A 21,161-nucleotide genomic window follows, 5' to 3' on the forward strand; every position below is an offset into this window, starting at 1 on the left:
GAACCTTTTTCTATGAAATCACGTATCCTAAAATTTAAAGAAGCATTGCGTTTTTGCAATGCCTCTGATTCTTTGCCAATTATTAAGCCAAAGTGCTTTAGTTAATGCTTTTTTTACTATCTTGAATGCACTGTTCGAGGATATTTCCATTCAGACTCCAATAGATCTCACCTGCTTCAACAGAACGTTGCAAACCCCAGCCTTTTAAATATTTGAGCCAAACTCGAAAGACATTTTCAAAATCAGCATTTTTTACAGAAATTGGTGAGTAGACACTGCTTTTCCAGACCATTTCTAAATGCTGAGAATGAGTGGTGTTGATCTTATTCTCCCAAGCCTTAAGTAAGTCCTTTTGAGAAGATTTCTGCATACTACCTTGACTTGCCTGATAGAGCAACTCATAAAGTCCCTGAAAGGAGCATGCATTTGCCAAATATTGAAGCTTAGCCTGTTCAAGGCTGTGGGGATGAAGCAGTAAAGAGGCCGTTTTAACCTTTTTTGTTCGTGAGGACTCTTTCTTTTTCTTATGTTCTAGTTTTTGGCTAAGAACAGATATGGATGATTCCCTTGAATAAGCACAATCTCTTAGTTTTGAGCGATTATTTTTCTTCCTTGGAGTTTTTACCTTAACGGAAGAAGATGACTTGTGCCCATGATATTTTTTAAAACTTTGCTGTCTTCGTGTATAGTAAAATCCCAGGATCAAGCCTACGGCAACAATCATGCTTATCCACGCAGTATCCATATTCTACCGCCTCTTCCCATCCATTTTACTATTCCTAAACTCATATTATCATTCTATTCAAAAAACCGTGCATGTTTACACTTTAAAATAAAAAGGCAAGTTTCCTTGTCTCTTTTAAAATTATACATCATTCTCTATTTTTAATTTAATCCTTTTCAAAAACAAATTTAAGCTTTGCAGAGCCTTCTTCTGCCCATACTAAATAAGCAGAGAATGATTTACCAGACTTGGAACGAAATCCTTTAATTAAGTCAGTCGACCCCTTTTTAAGAAGCTTTTTAACCTGTGTTGGAGACAGGACTTTACCACAGATTGGGGTTTTCCACACAACGAAGGTACAGCCTTTCCGCCAATTCAGGCAGCCATATCCCTTTTTTCCCTCGATGATATCCCCGCTGCAAAGCGGACAACGCCCTAATACCTCGGGCTGGGTACTTGATATACGTACTGAAGACTGAGCCGAATCTTCCATTTCTTGTGAAGGAAGCTTTTTTTCTTCTTTCCCTTCAGGCGTAGAAGTTCTCTTTTTCGAAACAGCTTTATTACCATTGCCTTTCATCTTCGCTGGAGCGAGCGAGAGTGGACGTTTCCCAAATTTCTTTTCAAACGCCTTCAACTCATCTAAAATTTCAATGATTGCTTTCTCTATCTGTGCCATATAAATCTCAAGTTCTACTTTTCCTTGTTCAACCTGCGCCAGCTCGAATTCCATCTGACCCGTCATTTCTGCACTCACTAAGAGTTGGGCTTTCGGCAGCTCCTCTTTGATTAAGCGAATCAACTCTTTTCCCTTTTCTGTAGGTTGTAACGTGCGATGGTCCTGTAGCAAATAGCCCCTTTCTAGTAAATTTTCAATAATAGCAGGACGCGTAGCGACTGTTCCTAACCCCTTTCCTTTGAGCTGTTGTTGCAGGAGTTCGTCTTCTACCTTTTTACCCGCGTTTTCCATTGCTTTTAACAAATCACCTTGCGTATAACGCTTAGGAGGTTTAGTCTCTTTCTCCTTTACCATTGCTTCCAGAAGTGTTACCACTTCCTCCATACTAAGGACAGGTAAAGTGACAAAATCCGCATTTACATCCTCACCATCGACTCCGGATTCGGCATTTTTTGATTTACCCTTTCGGCGTTTAGGTGTTTCTTCTTCATCGGATTTGTCTCCTGTTATCTTTTTCCATCCCAAATCAAGGAGAACTTTACCCCGAGTTCTAAAATATTCTCCTTCAACTTGAGTATGAACAACGGTCGTTTCATATCGAGCAGGAGGAAACCAAACACTTAGAAATCGGCGAACGATCATATCCCAAAGCTTCCACTCATCAGGAGAAAGCTTTTCCGGCGAGATTCTTTCGGTAGTTGGGATGATAGCATGGTGGGCTGTGATTTCATTGATGACCCGTTTGCCCTTTGGCAAGTCCTTTTCTAAGGCTTCTTCAACCCACTCCTTGTAGGGTTCGATCTGTAATGCGCGTAAATGCGACGGTAATTTGGGAAGTATATCAACCGGTAAAAAATTACAGTCCGTACGTGGATAGGTTGTTGCCTTTTTTTCATAAAGAGATTGGGCAGTCTTCAGCACCTGCTCAGCAGTCATCCCAAAGCGTTTCGAGGCGGCTACCGTAAGTGAGGTTAAGTCAAAAAGCAACGGATGAGCTTCCTGAACTTCCTTCGCCTCGATAGAATGAACTTTTCCACATTTTCCTTTAACTTTTGCTGCAATTGCATCAGCCCTTACCCGATCTAATCCATGCACGGGACCGTTAGAGTTTTGCAGATTCCCCTCTGAGGTTGATTTACCTTCGCTCTCACCCGGGGCTACGACCCATTTTCCTGTATAATTTCCTGTGCTTGCCTTAAACTCAGCTTCCACTTCACAGTACTGAACAGGATCAAACTGCTCTATCTCCCATTCACGTTCAACGACTAAAGCCAACGTCGGGGTCTGGACCCGCCCAATAGAAACCACATTGGGCTTTTTTCGAATAGGGTCAAAACTACCGAACAACGCAGAGAACCCTTCAGTTAGATTCATCCCAAAATCCCAATCGCCATAGCTGCGTCCATAGCCAGCTTGAGCTAATCCTCTCACATCGCCTTCTGTCCGAAGCTGCTTCATCCCTTCAAGAATCGCTTCAGACGTCAAAGAAGAAACCCAAAGTCGTTTTAGAGGTTTTGTACATTGCACCAGATCCCAAACTTCCTGGAAGAGAAGTTGCCCTTCTCTATCCGCGTCTGTTCCACAGATCACTCGATCAACCTCCGTGGAATTCAGGAGCTGAGTAAGAATTGTATACTGGTTCTTTGTTGAGGCTTTGACTTGATGTTTAAACTGTTTAAAAGGAGGTAAAATGGGGAGACGATGTAGGCCCCATTTTTTACCTACTTTATTTATATCCATATACTCTTCAGGCCGATTTAGCTCTAATAGATGACCAATACACCAAGTGATAATGTAATCATCATTTTGAAAATATCCATTACCTTTGCCTTTGACTCCAAGTGTTTTTGCATATTCTCTCGCTTGGGACGGCTTTTCTGCGACAATCAAAATTTTACCCACGGGCTTTCACCTATTCTATTCTTTATATTTTTGTTACAATCTCCCACTCATAAATCTGAGTCAACCGTTAAAAATAGAAATGTTGTCCAATGAAAAATTCATATTTTAAGGGAGGAAAAAACATGCCAGGACGAGTCGATAAACTCAAAACACACTTGCAAGGTATTAAATGCGTCGTGAATACCTGCCATTACTGGGGACAGGATCATTGTTTCGCACAAGAAATCGAAGTTCAAGCCCCTAATGCTTCAACAACAGAAATGACGGACTGTGCAACTTTTATTCCCAATGGTAGCTTATCTTAATTTAACAAAGCGCAGACAAATGGCTAGCCCACGACCGGCTAGCCATTCTCTGTGATGGTCCTACTAATATTTCGACCTAGCGGGTATAAAATCCTTCTTCCTTCGGCTTTAAACACCGATCCGTTATAACACTAGTTTCAGACCATAACTTGCCTTTTTTTGCAAAGGTCTATACTATAGTAAGGACAGCTAATTTAAAATTAATAACCTTTCGAATTTAAATAAAGTAGGTGTTTCTTTTTGTCAAAACTCGAGTTAATAGCAACGTCCGCCTTCGGAATTGAATCCATCGTTGCCCGTGAGTTAAAGAATCTCGGCTATGATGAAGCCAAGGTTGAAAACGGGAAAGTCACGTTTTCCGCCGATGAGTTAGGCATCTGCCGCACAAATCTGTGGTTACGTTCCTCAGAGCGTGTGCTCTTAAAAATGGGAGAATTTTCAGCGACAACATTTGAAGAACTCTTCCAACAAACAAAAGCTCTTCCCTGGGAGAATTGGCTCCCAATCGATGCCGAATTCCCTGTTGAAGGAAAATCAATTAAGTCAAAACTCTTTAGTGTCTCTGACTGCCAGGCGATTGTTAAAAAAGCCATTGTTGAGCGCTTAAAAGAAGTCTATGGTATTAGTTGGTTCCAAGAAACAGGCGCTCGCTATAAAGTTGAAGTCGCTCTTCTCAAAGATGTTGCAACGTTAACCATTGACACTTCAGGACCTGGTCTACATAAAAGAGGTTATCGTAGATTAGCCGGTCAAGCCCCTTTGAAAGAGACCTTAGCAGCTGCCATGATCCAGCTTAGCTATTGGAAGGCAGACCGGGCCTTAATCGATCCCTTTTGTGGGACAGGCACGATTCCTATCGAAGCAGCCATGATCGCTCAAAACCGGGCACCTGGCCTGAAGCGAGAGTTCATTTCCGAAAAATGGAGTAACATCCCAGAAAAAACGTGGCAACAAGCCCGAGAAGAAGCACACGACCTTTATCATCCGGATCTCGACTTACATATCTATGGTTCCGATATTGACCCCAGTGCTTTACAGCTCGCGCGTGCTCATGCGGAAGACGCTGGTTTAACAGATAAAATCTTCTTTCAAAAATTACCCGTTTCCGAAGTTCGTTCTCGCTTCCAATATGGCCATTTAATCACGAATCCTCCCTACGGCGAACGTCTCGGTGAATTAGAAGACGTTAAAAAACTATACCAAGACTTAGGGCATATCTTCAAAGCCCTGCCCACGTGGTCTCTTCATGTGATCACTTCCCTTAAGAAGCCTGAAGATTTGATCGGGAGGCCTTGGGATAAAAGTCGTAAACTTTATAATGGTCGTATCGAATGTCATTATTTCCAATTCTTTGGACCGAAACCTCTCCGCAAGCCAAGACCTGATCCCCTCACAACCATCGAAACACAGTCAGAAGAAAACGCAGACTCATAATGTCTTCCTCTCTCGAATAAAAAGAAATGAAGCTCTAGGAAATTGACGCCACGGCGAAAAATTCCTAGAGCTTTTATTTTTATGAATATGTGGGCAATCTATCATTGAATCTAAAGAAAAGGAGCTCTATTCATGAATGATGGATCGACTGACCTACAATCCTACATCACGCAAACTGCATTAGAGAATGGAGCACTACTCGTCGGGTATACCAAAGTTCGAAGAACTCAGCCTGTTATTATTCTAGCCTTTCCCTTCTCTAATTCCTGGATTTTGAACCATCCTTTTTATATTACCCGTCGCTTTGGCGAGGAGCTCTGGCATGAACATAAAGTCCATGAAAAACTCACTACCCTTCTCCAAAAGGAAGGGTACCGATACAAAGTCAAAAGTTCTCTATCTGTTTTTGGAGATATTCGTCCCCTAGCGATTGCCGCAGGAATCGGACAATGGGGTAAAAATGGACTCGTCGTTAATAAAACCTATGGCTCAAAGCTTTTATTTTCAGCCCTCTTTTCGGATGCCCCATTTGAGGCTATCGACCAAACCCATCCATTTGAAATTTCCTCGGAACTTAATCCTCTTAGTTCTTCCTCAGACTCCTGTGTCAATTGTGATCGCTGTTTAAAAGCCTGTCCTGGGAAAGCCTTTAAGAATGGCATTTTTAATCCCCGGCGGTGTTTTCTAAAATCAATTCGTGGGTGTTCTGAATGCATTCAATCCTGTACTGGTGAAGCACAATGAATAATCCCTATTAATAGATGAAACCACCTGTCGTCCATAACAGGTGGTTTCCATTTACGAATCGCAATTGAATTGCGATTCCTCAATGTCAGCTCATTAAGTATGATAGGCCATATTTAAAGAAAAGTCAACCTACTTAAGACACAATTCTTCATTCAACTCAATGATCGCTTGAGTATATTTATCTCGGTCGATAACAAACTGCATGTTAACCTGACGTAAGGATTGAGACACACAGTTAATGTTAATTTTATTTCTCGCTAAAATCGAAGCCGCACGCGCAAGAATGTTCGGTAAGGCAATATTTGAACCAATCACACAAACAATTGCCACTTGTTTAACCGATACGGTCTCATACCTCTCCTCGAGTTCAGAAATCAGTTCATTGCTCATATCCTTTTCCCAAATAACAAGGGAAATACTATTCGCGTTCGTCGCCTTCATAATATAACTAACATCATACTTATTAAAGGTTTTCATAATCTCAAAATCAAAGCCCGTCTGCCCTACCATGGATGCATCATGAATTTCGATAATAACAACCTTATCCGATCCGGCAATGATTTCGATTTTAGCTTCAGGACCAACATAACCTTTGGAGATCAAAGTTCCTGGATGTTGTGGTTGGAACGTGTTTTTTAAGCGTAAATTAATCCCTGCTAATTCTAAAGGTTTAGCCGCATTAGGATGAATTGCCTCCATACCGACATCAGCTAATTGATCTGCCACATCATAATTCGTATGTCCCACTGGAACGGCTTTATCCACACCGACAACTTTGGGATCTGCGGAAGATAAATGATATTCCTTATGAATGATGGCTTCATCTGCATGTAGCTGGGTCGCAATCTTTGAAAATGTAATTTCCGAATAGCCGCGAGCAAATTGACGCATAATTCCCTCGCGACCTTTTGTATAGCCGGTTGCAATAACAATTCCTTTAAACGGATCAACATTATTAAAGGATTGCTCAATCCGTTCGCTAATCGTAAGCTGCCTAGAATCGCTAAAACCCGTAAGATCCACTAACTTCGCAGAGATCCCTTGATTTTGCAATATATTGACAGAGTTAAATGCGGAATGAGCTTCCCCTATCGAAGAAAGCAACTCACGAGCTGCTGAGAAGATACTTTCTCTTTCGACATATCCAGAAGCAATGATTTCTCCCATGCTACTGAGATATGATTTTGTTTTAGATATTCTCTCGATCAAAAAGTCTTTAGAACCCTCGTAATCTAGCCCTAAATCTACTAATCGTTCATTAATCTTTAGAAGATGATTGAGTAATTCATCTAGAGGTTTCTCATAATCTCCGCCTTGAACGAAATATTGATACACACCCGGAGCCTTAGTCTTTTTGTCCTCGAGTAGTAGATTTGTTACCCCAGCATAAGCTGAGACTACAAATACTCGACCAAAACGGAAATCGGGATCCCCCGGTTTTCCGATAATATTTTGTAATACATCCTGAAATTCTGTCATTGATGTTCCACCGATTTTTTCTACCGTTAGCAAATTCACTACCTCCAAAATGTGTTTCCTCACAGGAAATACAAATGTCCATCATACGTACATAAAGATTTATGTATAGAATAGCTCAGAATTCGACTTGTGGCAATAAAAATTTACATAACAGACAACGAAATTTCATACTTTTTTCTCCTGTCTTAGTACAGAAATTCACTTTCCGTAATTTAGCTCCGCTTACTCCCCATAAAATACATAGAGTAGGGCAAACTTCCAATAGTTATTTATGGAATATAATGTTATTAAGTAAGAGCCTATTAAAAACCTAGAGGTGATTATCATGATCTTATTCCACAAATATCCTGAGGATTTTCAAGCTTTAAGCTGTTATCCTATTCACTCTTGCGTTCAGCCACATCTTTGGCTTCAAAATTGCTATCCATGTCCGCAACCCCTACTTCCACAACAACACCCGCAAGTTCAACCCGCTCTCAAACCTTCCGATTATGCTCCTAGCCGTAATTCCAAAGGATAATGTTTAAAAAAGTGGTATTACTCAAACTGAGAAATACCACTTTTTTTGCAAATTTAGATTATTTCATTTTATAAGTTATAATATAAACACATTAGTTGAAAGGTGGTTATTTTATGAACGATTGGTTAATCCCCTACATAAACTTTAACGGAAATTGTGAGGAAGCCGTAAATTTTTATCAAAAAATCCTCGGTGGAGAAGTACAGATTCTCCATTTTAAAGATGCTCCCCCTACTCCTGAGTTTCCAGTACAAGAACATCTCAAAGATCTTGTCCTTCATGCCGAACTAAGAAAAGAAGGTCATGTCATCCGTTTCTCTGACACCTTCACCGGCGTTCCCTTTACCCCAGGAAATACGATTTCTTTTTCTTTAGAGTTCGACACAACCGAAGAAACCAAAACTGTATATGAAGCTTTATCCGAAGGCGGGCAAATTGAAATGGTGCTTCAGCAAACCTTTTTTAGCCCACTTTATGGAAAATTCGTCGATAAATTTGGAGTACATTGGCAAGTTAGTTGTAAAGCTCATTCAGCTAAATAAATGAACTTAAGTGAAAGCTGCTCTGTTTCGATAGAGCAGCTTTTGAATAACTTAGATTATAGGGTACCCAGCTTAGTCTAAAGAAAGTTGCCAGAGATATAAGGAAGCTATCGACCCATAAGGAGAGTACCGTTTTCGATAGCGCTCAAACTTTTCTTTAGAAAGATCTTTGAGCCCGTATAAGTTCATCATCCCCCGACATATTGCCAAATCTCTATAGCTGACCACATCAGGACGACTCAAGGAAAAAATAAGCAACATTTCGGCAGTCCAAATACCAACTCCATGAAGTGAAGATAACTTTTTAATAATCTCTTCATCTTGAAACGTATGCAGATTCGCAAAATCAACTGTCCCGTTCATAGCCGCATCGGCGATTCCTTTGATGTAGCCCGCTTTTCTGACAGACATTCCACACCCTTGAATTGCGGATTGGTCTACCTGAGCAATACATTCTGGTGTAATACTCCCAAGCAGTGTCGTTAATCGACTCCAGACGGTCGCGGCTGCTTTATTCGAAATTTGCTGACTAACTACACTTGAAATGAGTGCCGTAAATGGATCGGGTAAGATCTCTCGCTGGATCATGCCGATCTTTTCAATTGCTTCGCCCAACCTCTTATCTTTGCGTTTTAAGCATTCCATTTCTTTTTGTCCATATTCAAAAAAAGGCATCGTTAATTATCCTCACAATAAAGTCTTTCGTCTTTATCATAATAGTTTACTTGATGAGAACTGTCAAAGCCCTGCGAGAACACATAAGATAAAAAAATATATATTGTCAGGGGGTTCTCTTCATGACCTATATTGTAAAACCCGATGATTCCTTATTTACAATTGCTCAAAGGTTTAATATCTCCTTAAATTCTCTCATCTTAGCTAATCCGCAAATTACAGATCCAGATCAGATTTTTCCTGGACAGATGCTGACTCTCCCCATGAGTAAACCCAATTGTCCTCTTTTACGCCAAGGCAACCGGGGTCCTGCTGTCAAGCGCTTCCAAACCCTTCTTTGGGTGGCTCGCTTTAATCCCGGTCCTATTGATGGTATTTTTGGACCACGGACTCAAGCAGCTCTACTCGTCTTTCAGAGCAGTCAAAAAGAACTGGAGATAACAGGGGTCGTCGATGAAGAGACTTGGGTTGCTGTCGGTGCAGAATGTGAACCCCGCCCTGACATCACGCGTTATACAGTAAGACCCGGTGAATCTTTATACATCATTGCTATACGCTTTAATATATCAGTGGAAAGTATTTTAAGTGTCAATCCAGAGATTACTAATCCTAATGCGATTTACGCTGGTCAGATTATCAACATTCCAAAAAGTTAGTTAGGAATCACCATTTGATTTTTTACACAGGTGTCAAAAAACTTTTCTTTATACCATTTAACCGCAGTTAAAAAACCATACCAGTTTGAATTCTCAAAGTCATCTGCTAATCGACCCTCTTGCACGACACGATTATCAAAAACTTTACGGTCATAATTATCAAATGCTTCTTTCAGCCACCGGTCATCTTCATAGCTGAGTAAATCATGATCCTCCTCATTCAATAACCCCTGTTCCACTAAAACGTTTTGCCAATTCTTGATTCGATCTTTATCGTGAGCTTTATTAACAAGTGCATCCATCAGGAGTTCTCTATTTTTAAACGTGAATGTCTCATCCCGGTAATGTTGATGTTGTTCTAAGTAGGTCTCCAAAAGGTTTTGAATACCCTTGAAAGCCCGTTGATATCGATCTTTATTATCAATTACAACCTTTTTATAGGATCCATTGAATTCATCGCTATAGTCATACTCATAAGTCCACTTCAGATAGGGCAGATCTGGATAATCCAGAGCTTGAGCATGTCCATAAGCCGGCGTAATCTTATCAAAATAAATCTCATATCTGTCCTGGGTCAATTGCTTTAAAATCTTTAGGGTCCTATCAAATAGCCCTAAAGATTTTATATTATGCGCTTCACAATTCTTGATGGCGTTAACTTTGCTAGCAATTCCACTAAACCCTTGATGGGAAAATGTATCGACATAGATATGCAAGACCATCCCGAGTTTAATCAGGTCATCCTCGAGAAGGACTTCTTTAATAATATCCATTATGATCGGAGATTCTTCCGTACACCGAAGCCTTTTTGTAAAGTTCTCACCTTTGAGACCAGGAACAAAATGAAAGGCAACTGTGTTATTAACCATTGCCTCATAATTAAACGTTTCTATCCGAAAGTAAGAATGGCACGTGGCCATATTAAAAAAGGCAGGCTGGTGATCCACTAAGTCGTGCTGAACGTTTAAATTTTCAGGATCTAAATAGATTAGATTAATCTTCGCATCATCGACGAACTGCGACGCATAAGCGATAACCTGAGCACTCTCTTTACTAAATCCACAAGCGCGGCAAAAGGCTAACAAAGCATAGTAATGTGCATCTCTTTTCATATGTCCCCTTCTCCCTCGTCACCGTAATTTATTGAGTCTCTAATGCACCATAATATGCATTATTTCCATAATATGTACTATAGAGGACTAGTATTTTGAAAGGGGGCGATATAATGTCCACTGGAAATGAAGAACTTGATAAAGCCATTGAACTTGCAGGTTATTCCTACGATTCAATTCAAGATATCTTTTATTCAACAATGGATCCTTGGCAAAGAGATGTTGGATATTGCCGCCTATATGACGAAGCCGCTGCGCCCTTAGGGATGATTATCGATTGTGAACCGATCTACTTTGACTACCAGGGTAAAAAATGGATGATCTCTTTTTGGAAAGGCCAATATGATATGGTCACCGGTGGAGAGATAGGGATCTATATTGCCACTCGCGAAATCACGTTGCAAGGCCTATTTTCAGGTACGTTTTATCAAGCGGCGAGTAATGAGCATTGTTTACCCATGTCTTATACCTTAAATAAGAATGGCAAACCTCTCTTTACACGTGAGGGAAAACATTGGTGGCTTACTGGTTTTAAACTTGGAGAATTTTCTGAGCCCTTAGAATTAACTATGGACATCCGAATCTCCTTGAACGATGTACAAATGCGTAATGCTTTTATAACGGGATTGCTGAACGCTGGCTATTCCTATGCAGATCTCGATGTTTCAGGAAATGCAGTTGCTCTGACCTTTGATATCCCCCACACCCCACAACCGATGACACGTACACGTGAAACGGATAAGCTCATTCAAAGAAAAAACCTACTTTTATGTGAGCAATATCAAGCACTAACTGATCCGTATGACACGGTGCCCAAAAAAATAAAGGCCCTTGAAGGCCTTTCACCTGACATGTATAAGAAAGTGATAAACATTGGGAAAACGAAGAAAATGTATGAAATGTATACGTCGATTGTCATCATTGGAACGTTTCTTTTGTCACGCTTAGCGGGAGGGATCGATAAAACAAAGCAATTACTCCGCTAATTCTTTCAGACTTTCTTCAAATAAGTGGGTGTAAATTCTTTTTCCACGGATGACCTTGCTCTCAAATAAAACAACCTCCCTAACAAGAAACTCACCCAGGAGCTTCGTTTGAACGGAAGCTAAATCCAAATGATCGAGTTCTGGACGAGAAATGAGCGTTAAATGAGGCTTAAATGATCTGTCCTCCAATATAAATCCTTTTTGGGCGAGTTCGTGGTGGAGCTCGTCCCTTAGTTTGTTTAGCTCCCTTAATTCTCCGCCTACAGAGGTCCACACCGTATGAGGCCTTTTCCACGCTGGAAATGCCCCCACCCCACCCACATTTAAGCGAAAGGATTGATGATTTTTAGCTACTTGGGACAATGTCTCGGTAAGTATAGGTAGAGTATTTGGTTCAATTTCACCTAAGAATTCTAAAGTGATATGAAAGTTTTCTCGATCTTTCCAGGACCCCTTAATTCCTCGTTCTTTTAGCTCTGATTGAAAGGACAAGAGTTCTTTTTTTAGATTCGCGGGTAGATCAATTCCGATAAATAAGCGCATAAGTATTTTACCTTTCCTTTATTTTTCCTTTTAATCCAGACTCTGAGCATGTATTATAGAAGTATTGAGCCTAAATGAAGGAGTTGTGTAATACCTTATGTTCATGTATGTATTTTCTATCCTACTTATTATTGCCTCAAATGTCGTATATAACATCGTCCAGAAATCAACTCCAGCAAAAGCAAATCCTTTTTTAACGTTACTCATTACCTATCTGACGGCAGCGGTTATTACGTTGATTATGTTCTTATTCAATAGGACGGGTAAAGGACTCCTTGCTTCTTTAAAAGAATTGAATTGGACAAGCATTGTACTGGGGCTCGCGATCGTCGGTCTAGAATTTGGATACTTATTAGCATACAGAGCAGGCTGGAAGATCAGTGTCGGATCTTTAGTAGCCAATATTGCGCTTGCGCTTATCCTTATTCCCATTGGAGTCCTGTTCTACAAAGAAGGATTCGGGTTAAATAAGATTCTGGGTGCCCTTTTTTGTATTATCGGGTTAGTCCTCATAAACAAATAACGTTCTACAAATATAAGGCGGTTAGTTAAATGAATAGCAAATTACGATTAGTAATCGCTATGCTCATCTTCGGAAGCATTGGCGTTCTTGTAAAAAATATCGATCTGTCCTCGAGTGAAATCGCGTTATTAAGAGGAATGATCGGAAGCATATTTTTAATTGGTGTGAGTATTTTCATCAAGCAAAAACCTTCTTTGAACCAGATTAAAGAAAATATTGTTCTTCTCCTCTTATCTGGTGCTGCAATTGGTTTTAACTGGATCTTATTGTTCCAATCGTATAAGTATACAACGATATCTAATGCAACCTTAAGTTATTACTTTGCGCCAGTATTTGTGATGCTTCTAGCGCCTTTTATCCTTAAGGAGAAGCTAACCTCCATTAAAGTCGGTTGTATTATTACGGCCATGATTGGCTTATTTCTCATCCTTAATACTGGGGAAAGCCACTCAGTTGGCGGCGCTTACAATCATGTCGTTGGAGTATTATATGGCCTTTCAGCTGCAGTACTTTACGCCAGTGTCATCTTAATGAATAAATTTATCAAAAATCTGTCTGGTTTTGAGACGACCGTTATTCAATTAATAATCGCTGCCTTAGTCCTTCTCCCCTATGTTTTGATTAAAGATCCAATGGATCTTTCAGCGATAACCTTACATTCATGGATCTATATCCTTATCCTTGGTATTTTTCATACAGGGATTGCTTATTTTCTATACTTTACTTCGTTCAAAGAATTAAAAGGTCAAACCATCGCTGTTTTAAGCTATATTGACCCTATTTCAGCAGTGATTATTGCCGCAATATTCCTTGGAGAGAGCATGAACTTTATTCAAATCCTAGGAGGAATTCTTATCCTGGGTTCCACTTTTTTGAGTGAGAGTCTAGAGGCAAAAAATAAAAGGTGCATAGATTTGTGATTAGCCAGTAGGTTTTACTCTTACTCTAAACCAATTTTCGATAGTTTATACCCACTAATACACGTTGAAGCCAATAAGATAAACGCGAGTGGTATAAGAAGTTTGGCATTAAAAATTTCACTTGTCATAAGCTTAAAACCCCATGTAGCTGGGAATACTCGGCCTACATTTTCAAGTACTTTAGGTAGCATATTTACTGGAAACATAATGCCAGACAGCATAATTGAGGGTAAAAATATAAACTGTGATGCCATGGTAAGCCTTGATGTGTTTTTAATAAATAGTCCGAGTACCGTTCCGACTGCCAAGCTGACAATAATAAAAATTGCAAGTGAGAAGAAATAAAGAGCTAAATGTACAGGCATTTTTGCCTCAAAGGCGATTGGCGCTACAATAAATATCATAAGGCTCATAATAAAAAGATGAACAAATGCGGAGATAAAGTTGTTAATTGATGCTACCCATAAAGGGATACCCCCTACCGTGAAGGCCTTTTTTATTTCACTGCCATACAACTCGACCAGTGGTGCGGGTGCGCCTAGAATTGCTCCCATTGTCACTCCAAATACCGTCATCGATTGGATTAGTGTATCATTAGCAGCAGGGTTAATCGATGAAAAGATTCCGCCCATAAAAGCAAAGAATACAAGCGGTACAACATAATAGGTGAGCAGTACGCCTTTATTCCTAAAGTCAAGTTTCCACTGCAAGGCTACTCCATATATAAACGCATTCATGCTTTACCCTCCATGGCGATATCCATAAATCGGTGTTCGAGTGTAGCTCTTTCAATTTTCACATCTAAAACTGTGTTTTGTGTTTGCTTGCAGATTTCAAGCAATTCAAGTAAGGTATCCCCAATATTTTTAGTCGTAAATACCGAATATCCTTGTTCGAAGTCAGCGTCTTGAATAGGTCTTTCAGTTTTGATCTGAATTCTGCATTGCTTTCCCATTTCACTAGTCAGTTCGGTTGTTGTACCTTCAAATGCAATTTTGCCATCTTTAAGAATTGCAATTCTATCACAGAGACTTTCTACTTCTGCCATATCGTGACTTGCGATAATTATGGTTTTACCTTGTTCTTTCAATTTTCGAATCTGCGTATGGAGAGATACCCTCCCCTCTACATCAAGTCCGGCAGTCGGCTCATCCAGAAAGACGAGATCGGGATTACTTATCAGTGCAAGAGCTAGATGTAACCTTCTTTTTTGCCCTGTAGACATTTCTTTGTATTGTACATTTTTAAGCTGTGTCAGTCCTAAAGCATCAAACAGTTCGAAATTTACATGTGCTTTATTCCACTTGCAAAACAAGAGATAAGCCTCTAATCCTTTGATATTTGTTGGGAGTGATGAAGATTGAAGTTGCACACCAACAGTTCCGTTTACTGTAATCTTTCCGCTATCATATTTTCGAATACCCTCAATACATTCAAGGGTGGTGGTTTTTCCTGCTCCATTTGTACCGAGCAAGGCAAAGATTTCACCACGATTTACTGCAAACGAAATGTCTTTGATGACAGTATTGGCTCCATAGCTTTTTATTAAATTGGCGATTTGAAGGGCTACGCTCATTACTCTCACACCTCATATGTCCAAATATATTAATAACTCTAAACTTTACGATTTCGCTTATTAGTTCTTAAGGCAGTGGCTTATCTATTGGAAATTGTACTGATATTCATAATTCCGCTTCTCCTATATCCTGAGCAAATCTTAATAAGTATCCATCTGGATCCATGATTAAGAATTCTTTCAGACCTAATAATTTATCATCCGCTCTATACCAATTCTCTTCTATTTCAATTTTAACGGGATAGTCGTTTATTATTACATTTTTGTACAATTCATCAATGTCATTCACTGCTATTTGCAGATTAATTCCTCTTCCAAATGGATACGTTAAACTTCCAGTCTCCCAATTACCATTTCTCTCTTCAATCATAATTTGAGAATCGTTTAGTGACAGCATAGCAAATCTTTCCTCTCTTCGCTCATATTCTATATTAAATTGAAGGATATTTAAGTAAAAGTTAAGACTCTTGTTTATATCTAAAACAGTTAATTCGGGTATTAACGCATTAAGTTTAAACATAATAAAAATCCTCCATAGGTTGACCCTATACCTTATCATTTAACAAGACCATATGAATATGATCTTCCCATTTTCCGTTTATTTTTAAATATTTATATGCCAACCCCTCATTAAAAAATCCTAACTTTTTAACTACTCTTAAAGAGCGTTTGTTTTTAGGCATGATATTGGCTTCAATTCGATGCAACTTAAATTCATTAAACATAATATCAATACCTTTTTGAATTGCCTCAGTTATATACCCCTTATTAATTTCATCCTGATCTAATTTGTAACCAAGATGACAGGATTGAAAAGCACCTCTTACAATGTTGCTGAAACCAACAGAACCTATTATTCTGTTATCATCTTGCTTTTTAAAAATCCACATTCTAAAGGAGCTATTATTTTCAACATTTAATAACTCTTTTTCTAATTGTTCTTCTTGGTACTGCTTTGTATAAAAATCTTCATCCTTTATAGATTCCCACTCTTCTAAAAAGGCCTTATTTTTCAAATAGTAGTCTATAACTAATTCTGCGGAGGATTTGTCCAACACTTTAATTTTGAGTCTTCTCGTTTCATAAACCATTTGCATAAATAACCACCCTTAATTCTTCCAAGCAACGAAGATCATAAACAAATAATTCCGTATTTTGCGTTGCGGCTTTCTTCGAGTATAGCTTCTTCATCACTTAAGGATATATTAAGCTCACCCGATCCGAAGGTTAGAAAATCAGATTCGTGTCAGGATCCAGATGTCTCTAAAAGTATAATTATATTTTGGTTGGTGAGTTTATTGGCCAGAAGTTGTTTAAATTTAATGGAATGTGTTTTACCTTCTAATAGCCTCTCCTGAATACCCGTTTATATCATGCTGTACTTTAGAATCATCTACAACATAACCATCATGATTATCCAATACTCTTGTAAGTCTATTCATATAAACGCTATTCACTTCCTTTTCATTTATATCTTAATGAACAAACTCAAATCATCATTATCTCTCAAATCTCAAATAATTTAGAGTAAATAAAATTGCCTTCTTCGTTATATCTTCACATAAATGAGGTGGATTATTTGGGTTAAATCCTTGTGGTCGGAGATCTCTACAATTTAAACTGCCAAACTCTTTCTCAAATCCTTTGGTAAAACTATTGCATATAGATACTATTTGCTCATGCTCGAATCCTTTTTCAGTACCTTGAATTCCAATAAACATCAAAGAACTTCCAACCAATCCACACTGTGCCCCATACCTACCTGCTCCTGGAATTCCTGTTGCCGCATCAAGAATTTGAGAGCACAATTTAATATGAAATATTTCGGAAAGAGTTAATAACGAAGTAGTTGTGCAATTCAAATCATCATTCCAATAATAATCATGTACTTTTATATCGATAAGCTCTTTATTTTGCATTTAATCCTCCTGCTCAGGAATGCTCCTAACTATGATCAATCAGTGGTAAGCAGCTTTACAAGTCCCTGTATATGTCGTTCATCAGTCCCGCAACAGCCCCCTAATACTTTAATTTGATGGTGATTATGTAGCTCTCCCATTTCATTAATTAAAGTCACAACGTCTTCTGATATCAACTGTGCCACGCCATCTAATTCTTCAGGGCTTTTTGATGAGGTATTCGCTTGGATACCTTTCAAACGCTGTTTTACTGCATTTGTGAAATTCTCATGATTCCCAATAGCTTTCAAAAGAATGGATGGATGAATGCAGTTTGTCATGTAGAACAAAGGTTGGGGCGAGGTAATCTCGTCTATTTTCGAAATTGTTTTATGAAGAGAATTACCATCAAGCAGCGTTCCATTTGCTCGGATAACGAAACTCAGAATGTAAGGTTTTCCTGTGCGTGCCATTGCTTGTGCAAGACCGATTGCTTCAGTCATTGCAGGAAGGGTTGTCCCACAAAGAAAATCGACTCCTGCGTCAGCTAAAGCATTCGCTTGTTCTTGGTGAAAAGAAAGGGCTTCTTCAGATGAAAGTGCCTCTTCTGCATTATATGCATCTCCTTTGCAACCCATTAGGCCACCAATAAAGATTCGCTTAGAATATTCTCCGTATTCACTACGTATGTCCATAAGAAGTCGGGCACAATCGCCATTCACATCTGTCCCTATTAGACCCGCTTGCGCTATTTGTTCCGGGTTTGAACGTCGTGTTGGTGTAAATATCATCATAGGGATATTAGATTTGCGCACTATATCAATGTATTGCTTATAAATTCCTCGAAGAATAAGCTTTCCTTGTTGATCGTAAACCAAGCCCGAATGAACAATGTGCTGATCAAGTTGAACTTTATATTCGCGACGAAGCCGTTCCACAACTGCGCCTTCTGTAAAAATCAACTTAGATGCTTTAAAGGTTCTTGTAAAGTCCATTGATATATCACTTCTCTCTTTAGTTCCACTGTTTTAATAATGTTTAAAAAATTCACCAAGCCCTGCGAACCAAAAAAAATCCCTAATCCAATGATCAAACAGCACTATCTATAAAAACTGGCTATAACTTGGGCTGCTGGTAAAAAAAACATTTGTCCCAATAGCGTACCTATTAATTTTGTTGCAATGAGTAGAACAACTAACGCTTTAACATCACCATAAGGTCGTTTTCCGCTTAATGCCTGATCAGTAATAATTGCTGACTTTGGATCAATAAAGAAGGTTAATAATATACTTGCAATCCCATTGATCATTCCTGACGAGGCTACCGCCGCTAGTCTTGATTGCTCTGGAACCAAGAGTGCTGAATAATAAGCAGCAAGAACGCCTATTGTGTATATTCCTGTAACTAAAGCATTTAAGATTAATAATCTTTTGGGAATTTCCCTGAATCTAAGCTTCTCCAACATTGTCTTAGAGGGTCTAACTGCACTTTTTACAATTCTTTTGAGATTATTTACTTGCAATGCCTCTACAACAAGGGATGGAACAGAACCTGTTAATTCCAAGCGTCTCACAGCGACTCCAAAGATCCTTAAAAAAGTCGGTATCAGAAGGATTCCAAATAGTGTTCCTATCGTTGACGCAAAAATTACTGTTCTCATGTCACTCACTGGATCTAAGCCCGTGCTAATACTTAACCCAACTATACTTCCAATTAAAGGTCCCTGAAACAAGTTGGCCGTTCGTGAAACAAGTACGAACATATTGAAAAGAGAAAAGGATAATGCAACTTGTCCACTTTTTACGGAATTTAATCGGACAGAGTAAGCAAGGGTGTCTACAATATGAATCACTATTGTCAGGATAATTAATTCTATCAATGTTCTTTCCATTGACCCACAATCCTCTCCACGAAAATAATGATGTCATCAAACGTTACAAGGATTCCCAATCTAACCAAACAGGTCGATGCCATATCTGTCTTTAGACTATTCTTTAGCCCTAATCTTCTTCATTATCGGGTCAACTATTTTTCGACTTAAAATCAGAAATAAATAACCGACTAATCCTCCCAGTGTATTCAAAATAACATCGTCTATATCAGTTATTCCGAGTTTAAGCCAAAACTGAATCATTTCAAGAAAAGAGCTAATTAGAAAAGTAATACTCGTAATCCTTTTGAAACTTTTAAGGCTTTGAAAAATAAGGGGCAAGAGAAAACCCATTGGCATAAAAGCGAATATGTTGCCAAAAAGATTGAAAAACCATACATCAAGTTTATATTTCCCCATACCCATTATGTAACTGAAAATTGTTTTAAATGGAATTAAATTATATCTTATTTCGTTTTCATAAAACCTAAAGTACTGACCGTAGGCGTAAAAGAAAAGTCTATAGAGTAGATACGTAAAATACGTGAGAAAGAGTATAACTGTAATTTTTCGTATTAACTTATTCATTCTGAATTATCCATACCTGCCCTCTTTCTAAGTCTCTAACGATGAACTTGGAAGGTCTATAATTTTGAACCTCAACGACTATGTAAACATGATTAAAAATGAATAGAAGTTAAGTTCAATCAATAAGGTTTAATAAAAGCTTATTGGAGGGACAAAGTGAAAAACCAATTTATCTTAGGGCTACTTCTTGGCATTTGTCTTTCAACAATTACGCTAACCCCTTTGCTTTCGGCTAATAGTAATAGTTCAAATATCATAAAACACACTATTAACGATCATCTCACCTTGAACATTCCGGACTCGACCCGAGTAATTGAAAACAATATTATTGGCAATGGACAACTCTTATACAGTATTTATCTCGATGATCAGACACTGCTGCTAAGAGGCTATGCACAAATATGGAATCTTAGTAACCTAGAAAACTATTTAGAGGAAAGCAAAAAGATTAGTACCTTTGACTTTAATTCTTATTCACTCAAACCGATTGAGGTGGGCAATTATGGCGGGTATTTAATCAAATGGACAGCATCCTTTGGAGTAAACTACAGAATTTCGGGGATTGAATACTGGTTGAAGAAATCCGACACTAGCGATGTATTAAGGATTTCCTTCTTTACTGATACAACTTCCTTCACGAAAGAGCAGATAGAGTATATTGACAAAATTATCGGCTCTTTGAACTAACCGTTTACGCTTTTTTATTCCTCCCTAATCAAGTGCAAAGTTTACAGCACCTATTGCATGGAGCAAAGTTGTATCATATAACGGCACTGTCGAGTCCTCTAATTTAACTAATAAGCCAATTTCCGTACAACCTAGGATGATTCCATCCGCACCTTGTTCTACTAAGTCCTCAATAATTTTTTTATATCTGGCTCTTGATTCATCAACAATTTGTCCTAAGCATAGTTCTTTATAAATGACTGCATTTACTATTACTCTATCTGTTTCCTTCGGAATTAAAACCTTGATACCTTGAGTCTCTAAGCGTAATTTGTAAAAATCCTGTTCCATTGTGTATCTTGTTCCCAACAACCCAATTGTTTTTATTCCATCAGATAGAACTTGTTCTGCTGTGATATCCGCAATGTGAAGTAATGGAATATGAATACCTGCCTGAATTTCGTTAGCAACTTTGTGCATAGTATTCGTGCAAAGGACAATAAAATCTGCCCCTGCTGCCTCAAGGCTCCGAGCAGCGTCTGCTAGAATTTTCGCAGCCTTTTCCCATTCACCATTCGTTTGATAGATCTCTATTTCCTCAAAGTCTACGCTATATAGAAAACATTTTGCCGAGTGCAAACCTCCAAGCCTCTGCTTTACTTCTTCATTAATAATTCGATAATATTCGGAAGACGACTCCCAACTCATCCCTCCGATTAAACCAATTGTTTTCATCGATTTCTCCTCCAATTTATTCTATCTTAGGCTGTCGTCTAACATTCTGAGCTTTTCCGCTGCGTCCTAACTGCTTGCATC

General features: G+C 38.8%; 24 protein-coding genes. 9 read left to right on the plus strand and 15 right to left on the minus strand.

Annotation, left to right across the window (positions count from 1 at the left end; genetic code table 11):
* Positions 1–97: 97 nt before the first annotated feature.
* Positions 98–745: a hypothetical protein gene (locus DESME_RS08060; protein WP_006717208.1), complete on the minus strand. Its 648-nt coding sequence runs from the start codon at positions 743–745 to the stop codon at positions 98–100.
* 145 nt (positions 746–890) lie between these two features.
* Complete coding sequence (locus DESME_RS08065) at positions 891–3,305, minus strand: type IA DNA topoisomerase (protein ID WP_006717210.1); 2,415 nt, start codon at positions 3,303–3,305, stop codon at positions 891–893.
* A gap of 122 nt (positions 3,306–3,427) precedes the next feature.
* Here DESME_RS08065 and DESME_RS08070 point away from each other — a divergent pair, with 122 nt between their 5' ends.
* From DESME_RS08070 to DESME_RS08080, 3 genes are all read left to right on the plus strand, one after another.
* A complete protein-coding gene (locus DESME_RS08070; RefSeq protein WP_006717212.1) occupies positions 3,428–3,610 on the plus strand; it encodes a DUF1540 domain-containing protein in 183 nt (60 codons plus the stop codon).
* A 240-nt stretch (positions 3,611–3,850) separates the two neighbouring features.
* On the plus strand, positions 3,851–5,044 hold the full coding sequence (locus tag DESME_RS08075) for a THUMP domain-containing class I SAM-dependent RNA methyltransferase (protein WP_006717214.1): 1,194 nt from the start codon (positions 3,851–3,853) through the stop codon (positions 5,042–5,044).
* A gap of 132 nt (positions 5,045–5,176) precedes the next feature.
* Complete coding sequence (locus DESME_RS08080; RefSeq protein WP_006717216.1) at positions 5,177–5,788, plus strand: hypothetical protein; 612 nt, start codon at positions 5,177–5,179, stop codon at positions 5,786–5,788.
* Positions 5,789–5,920: 132 nt separating this feature from the next.
* On the opposite strand, the gene DESME_RS08085 is transcribed toward DESME_RS08080, so the two are convergent.
* Positions 5,921–7,303, minus strand: coding sequence for an aspartate kinase (locus DESME_RS08085; RefSeq protein WP_006717218.1), 1,383 nt, complete (start codon positions 7,301–7,303; stop codon positions 5,921–5,923).
* A 600-nt stretch (positions 7,304–7,903) separates the two neighbouring features.
* Here DESME_RS08085 and DESME_RS08090 point away from each other — a divergent pair.
* A complete protein-coding gene (locus DESME_RS08090) occupies positions 7,904–8,332 on the plus strand; it encodes a VOC family protein (RefSeq protein ID WP_006717221.1) in 429 nt (142 codons plus the stop codon).
* A 72-nt stretch (positions 8,333–8,404) separates the two neighbouring features.
* Here DESME_RS08090 and DESME_RS08095 read toward each other — a convergent pair whose 3' ends face one another.
* A complete protein-coding gene (locus tag DESME_RS08095) occupies positions 8,405–9,007 on the minus strand; it encodes a DNA-3-methyladenine glycosylase family protein (protein WP_006717223.1) in 603 nt (200 codons plus the stop codon).
* Positions 9,008–9,129: 122 nt separating this feature from the next.
* On the opposite strand from DESME_RS08095, the gene DESME_RS08100 reads away from it, so the two are divergent.
* Positions 9,130–9,663: a LysM peptidoglycan-binding domain-containing protein gene (locus DESME_RS08100; protein WP_006717225.1), complete on the plus strand. Its 534-nt coding sequence runs from the start codon at positions 9,130–9,132 to the stop codon at positions 9,661–9,663.
* On the opposite strand, the gene DESME_RS08105 is transcribed toward DESME_RS08100, so the two are convergent.
* Positions 9,660–10,775 carry a DUF6765 family protein gene (locus tag DESME_RS08105; protein WP_006717227.1) on the minus strand — a complete coding sequence of 372 codons (1,116 nt, stop codon included), beginning with the start codon at positions 10,773–10,775 and terminating at the stop codon, positions 9,660–9,662. The genes DESME_RS08100 and DESME_RS08105 overlap by 4 nt on opposite strands.
* Positions 10,776–10,888: 113 nt before the next feature.
* Between DESME_RS08105 and DESME_RS08110 the strand changes: the two genes are divergently transcribed.
* A complete protein-coding gene (locus DESME_RS08110) occupies positions 10,889–11,761 on the plus strand; it encodes a DUF4474 domain-containing protein (RefSeq protein WP_006717229.1) in 873 nt (290 codons plus the stop codon).
* Here the strand turns inward: DESME_RS08110 and thpR are convergent.
* Positions 11,750–12,304, minus strand: a complete 555-nt coding sequence (gene thpR, locus DESME_RS08115; RefSeq protein ID WP_006717231.1) for an RNA 2',3'-cyclic phosphodiesterase — start codon at positions 12,302–12,304, stop codon at positions 11,750–11,752. The two genes, DESME_RS08110 and thpR, sit on opposite strands and share 12 nt — an antisense overlap.
* Before the next feature lie 97 nt (positions 12,305–12,401).
* Between thpR and DESME_RS08120 the strand changes: the two genes are divergently transcribed.
* Positions 12,402–12,827 carry an EamA family transporter gene (locus DESME_RS08120; RefSeq protein WP_006717232.1) on the plus strand — a complete coding sequence of 142 codons (426 nt, stop codon included), beginning with the start codon at positions 12,402–12,404 and terminating at the stop codon, positions 12,825–12,827.
* Positions 12,828–12,856: 29 nt separating this feature from the next.
* Positions 12,857–13,747 (plus strand): DMT family transporter, encoded by an 891-nt coding sequence (locus DESME_RS08125; RefSeq protein WP_006717234.1) that lies wholly within the window; start codon positions 12,857–12,859, stop codon positions 13,745–13,747.
* A gap of 20 nt (positions 13,748–13,767) precedes the next feature.
* Here the strand turns inward: DESME_RS08125 and DESME_RS08130 are convergent, their stop codons facing one another.
* From DESME_RS08130 to DESME_RS08165, 8 genes are all read right to left on the minus strand, one after another.
* Positions 13,768–14,484, minus strand: coding sequence for an ABC transporter permease (locus DESME_RS08130; protein WP_006717236.1), 717 nt, complete (start codon positions 14,482–14,484; stop codon positions 13,768–13,770).
* Positions 14,481–15,323: an ABC transporter ATP-binding protein gene (locus tag DESME_RS08135; protein WP_006717239.1), complete on the minus strand. Its 843-nt coding sequence runs from the start codon at positions 15,321–15,323 to the stop codon at positions 14,481–14,483. The genes DESME_RS08130 and DESME_RS08135 overlap by 4 nt, the downstream gene beginning before the upstream one ends.
* A gap of 106 nt (positions 15,324–15,429) precedes the next feature.
* Positions 15,430–15,843 (minus strand): bleomycin resistance protein, encoded by a 414-nt coding sequence (locus DESME_RS08140; protein WP_006717241.1) that lies wholly within the window; start codon positions 15,841–15,843, stop codon positions 15,430–15,432.
* Between the two features lie 25 nt (positions 15,844–15,868).
* On the minus strand, positions 15,869–16,420 hold the full coding sequence (locus DESME_RS08145) for a GNAT family N-acetyltransferase (RefSeq protein WP_006717243.1): 552 nt from the start codon (positions 16,418–16,420) through the stop codon (positions 15,869–15,871).
* 402 nt (positions 16,421–16,822) lie between these two features.
* Positions 16,823–17,242, minus strand: a complete 420-nt coding sequence (locus DESME_RS08150) for a C-GCAxxG-C-C family protein (RefSeq protein ID WP_006717245.1) — start codon at positions 17,240–17,242, stop codon at positions 16,823–16,825.
* A gap of 35 nt (positions 17,243–17,277) precedes the next feature.
* Positions 17,278–18,216, minus strand: coding sequence for a homocysteine S-methyltransferase family protein (locus tag DESME_RS08155; protein ID WP_006717246.1), 939 nt, complete (start codon positions 18,214–18,216; stop codon positions 17,278–17,280).
* A gap of 104 nt (positions 18,217–18,320) precedes the next feature.
* Positions 18,321–19,112: a lipid II flippase Amj family protein gene (locus DESME_RS08160; protein ID WP_006717248.1), complete on the minus strand. Its 792-nt coding sequence runs from the start codon at positions 19,110–19,112 to the stop codon at positions 18,321–18,323.
* Positions 19,113–19,208: 96 nt separating this feature from the next.
* Positions 19,209–19,679 carry a VanZ family protein gene (locus DESME_RS08165; RefSeq protein WP_006717249.1) on the minus strand — a complete coding sequence of 157 codons (471 nt, stop codon included), beginning with the start codon at positions 19,677–19,679 and terminating at the stop codon, positions 19,209–19,211.
* Between the two features lie 156 nt (positions 19,680–19,835).
* On the opposite strand from DESME_RS08165, the gene DESME_RS08170 reads away from it, so the two are divergent.
* Positions 19,836–20,366, plus strand: a complete 531-nt coding sequence (locus DESME_RS08170; protein ID WP_006717251.1) for a hypothetical protein — start codon at positions 19,836–19,838, stop codon at positions 20,364–20,366.
* A 24-nt stretch (positions 20,367–20,390) separates the two neighbouring features.
* On the opposite strand, the gene DESME_RS08175 is transcribed toward DESME_RS08170, so the two are convergent.
* Positions 20,391–21,080 carry an aspartate/glutamate racemase family protein gene (locus DESME_RS08175; RefSeq protein ID WP_006717253.1) on the minus strand — a complete coding sequence of 230 codons (690 nt, stop codon included), beginning with the start codon at positions 21,078–21,080 and terminating at the stop codon, positions 20,391–20,393.
* Positions 21,081–21,161: the final 81 nt, after the last annotated feature.

This window comes from Desulfitobacterium metallireducens DSM 15288 (assembly GCF_000231405.2).
GTDB classification, from domain to species: Bacteria; Bacillota; Desulfitobacteriia; order Desulfitobacteriales; family Desulfitobacteriaceae; genus Desulfitobacterium_A; species Desulfitobacterium_A metallireducens.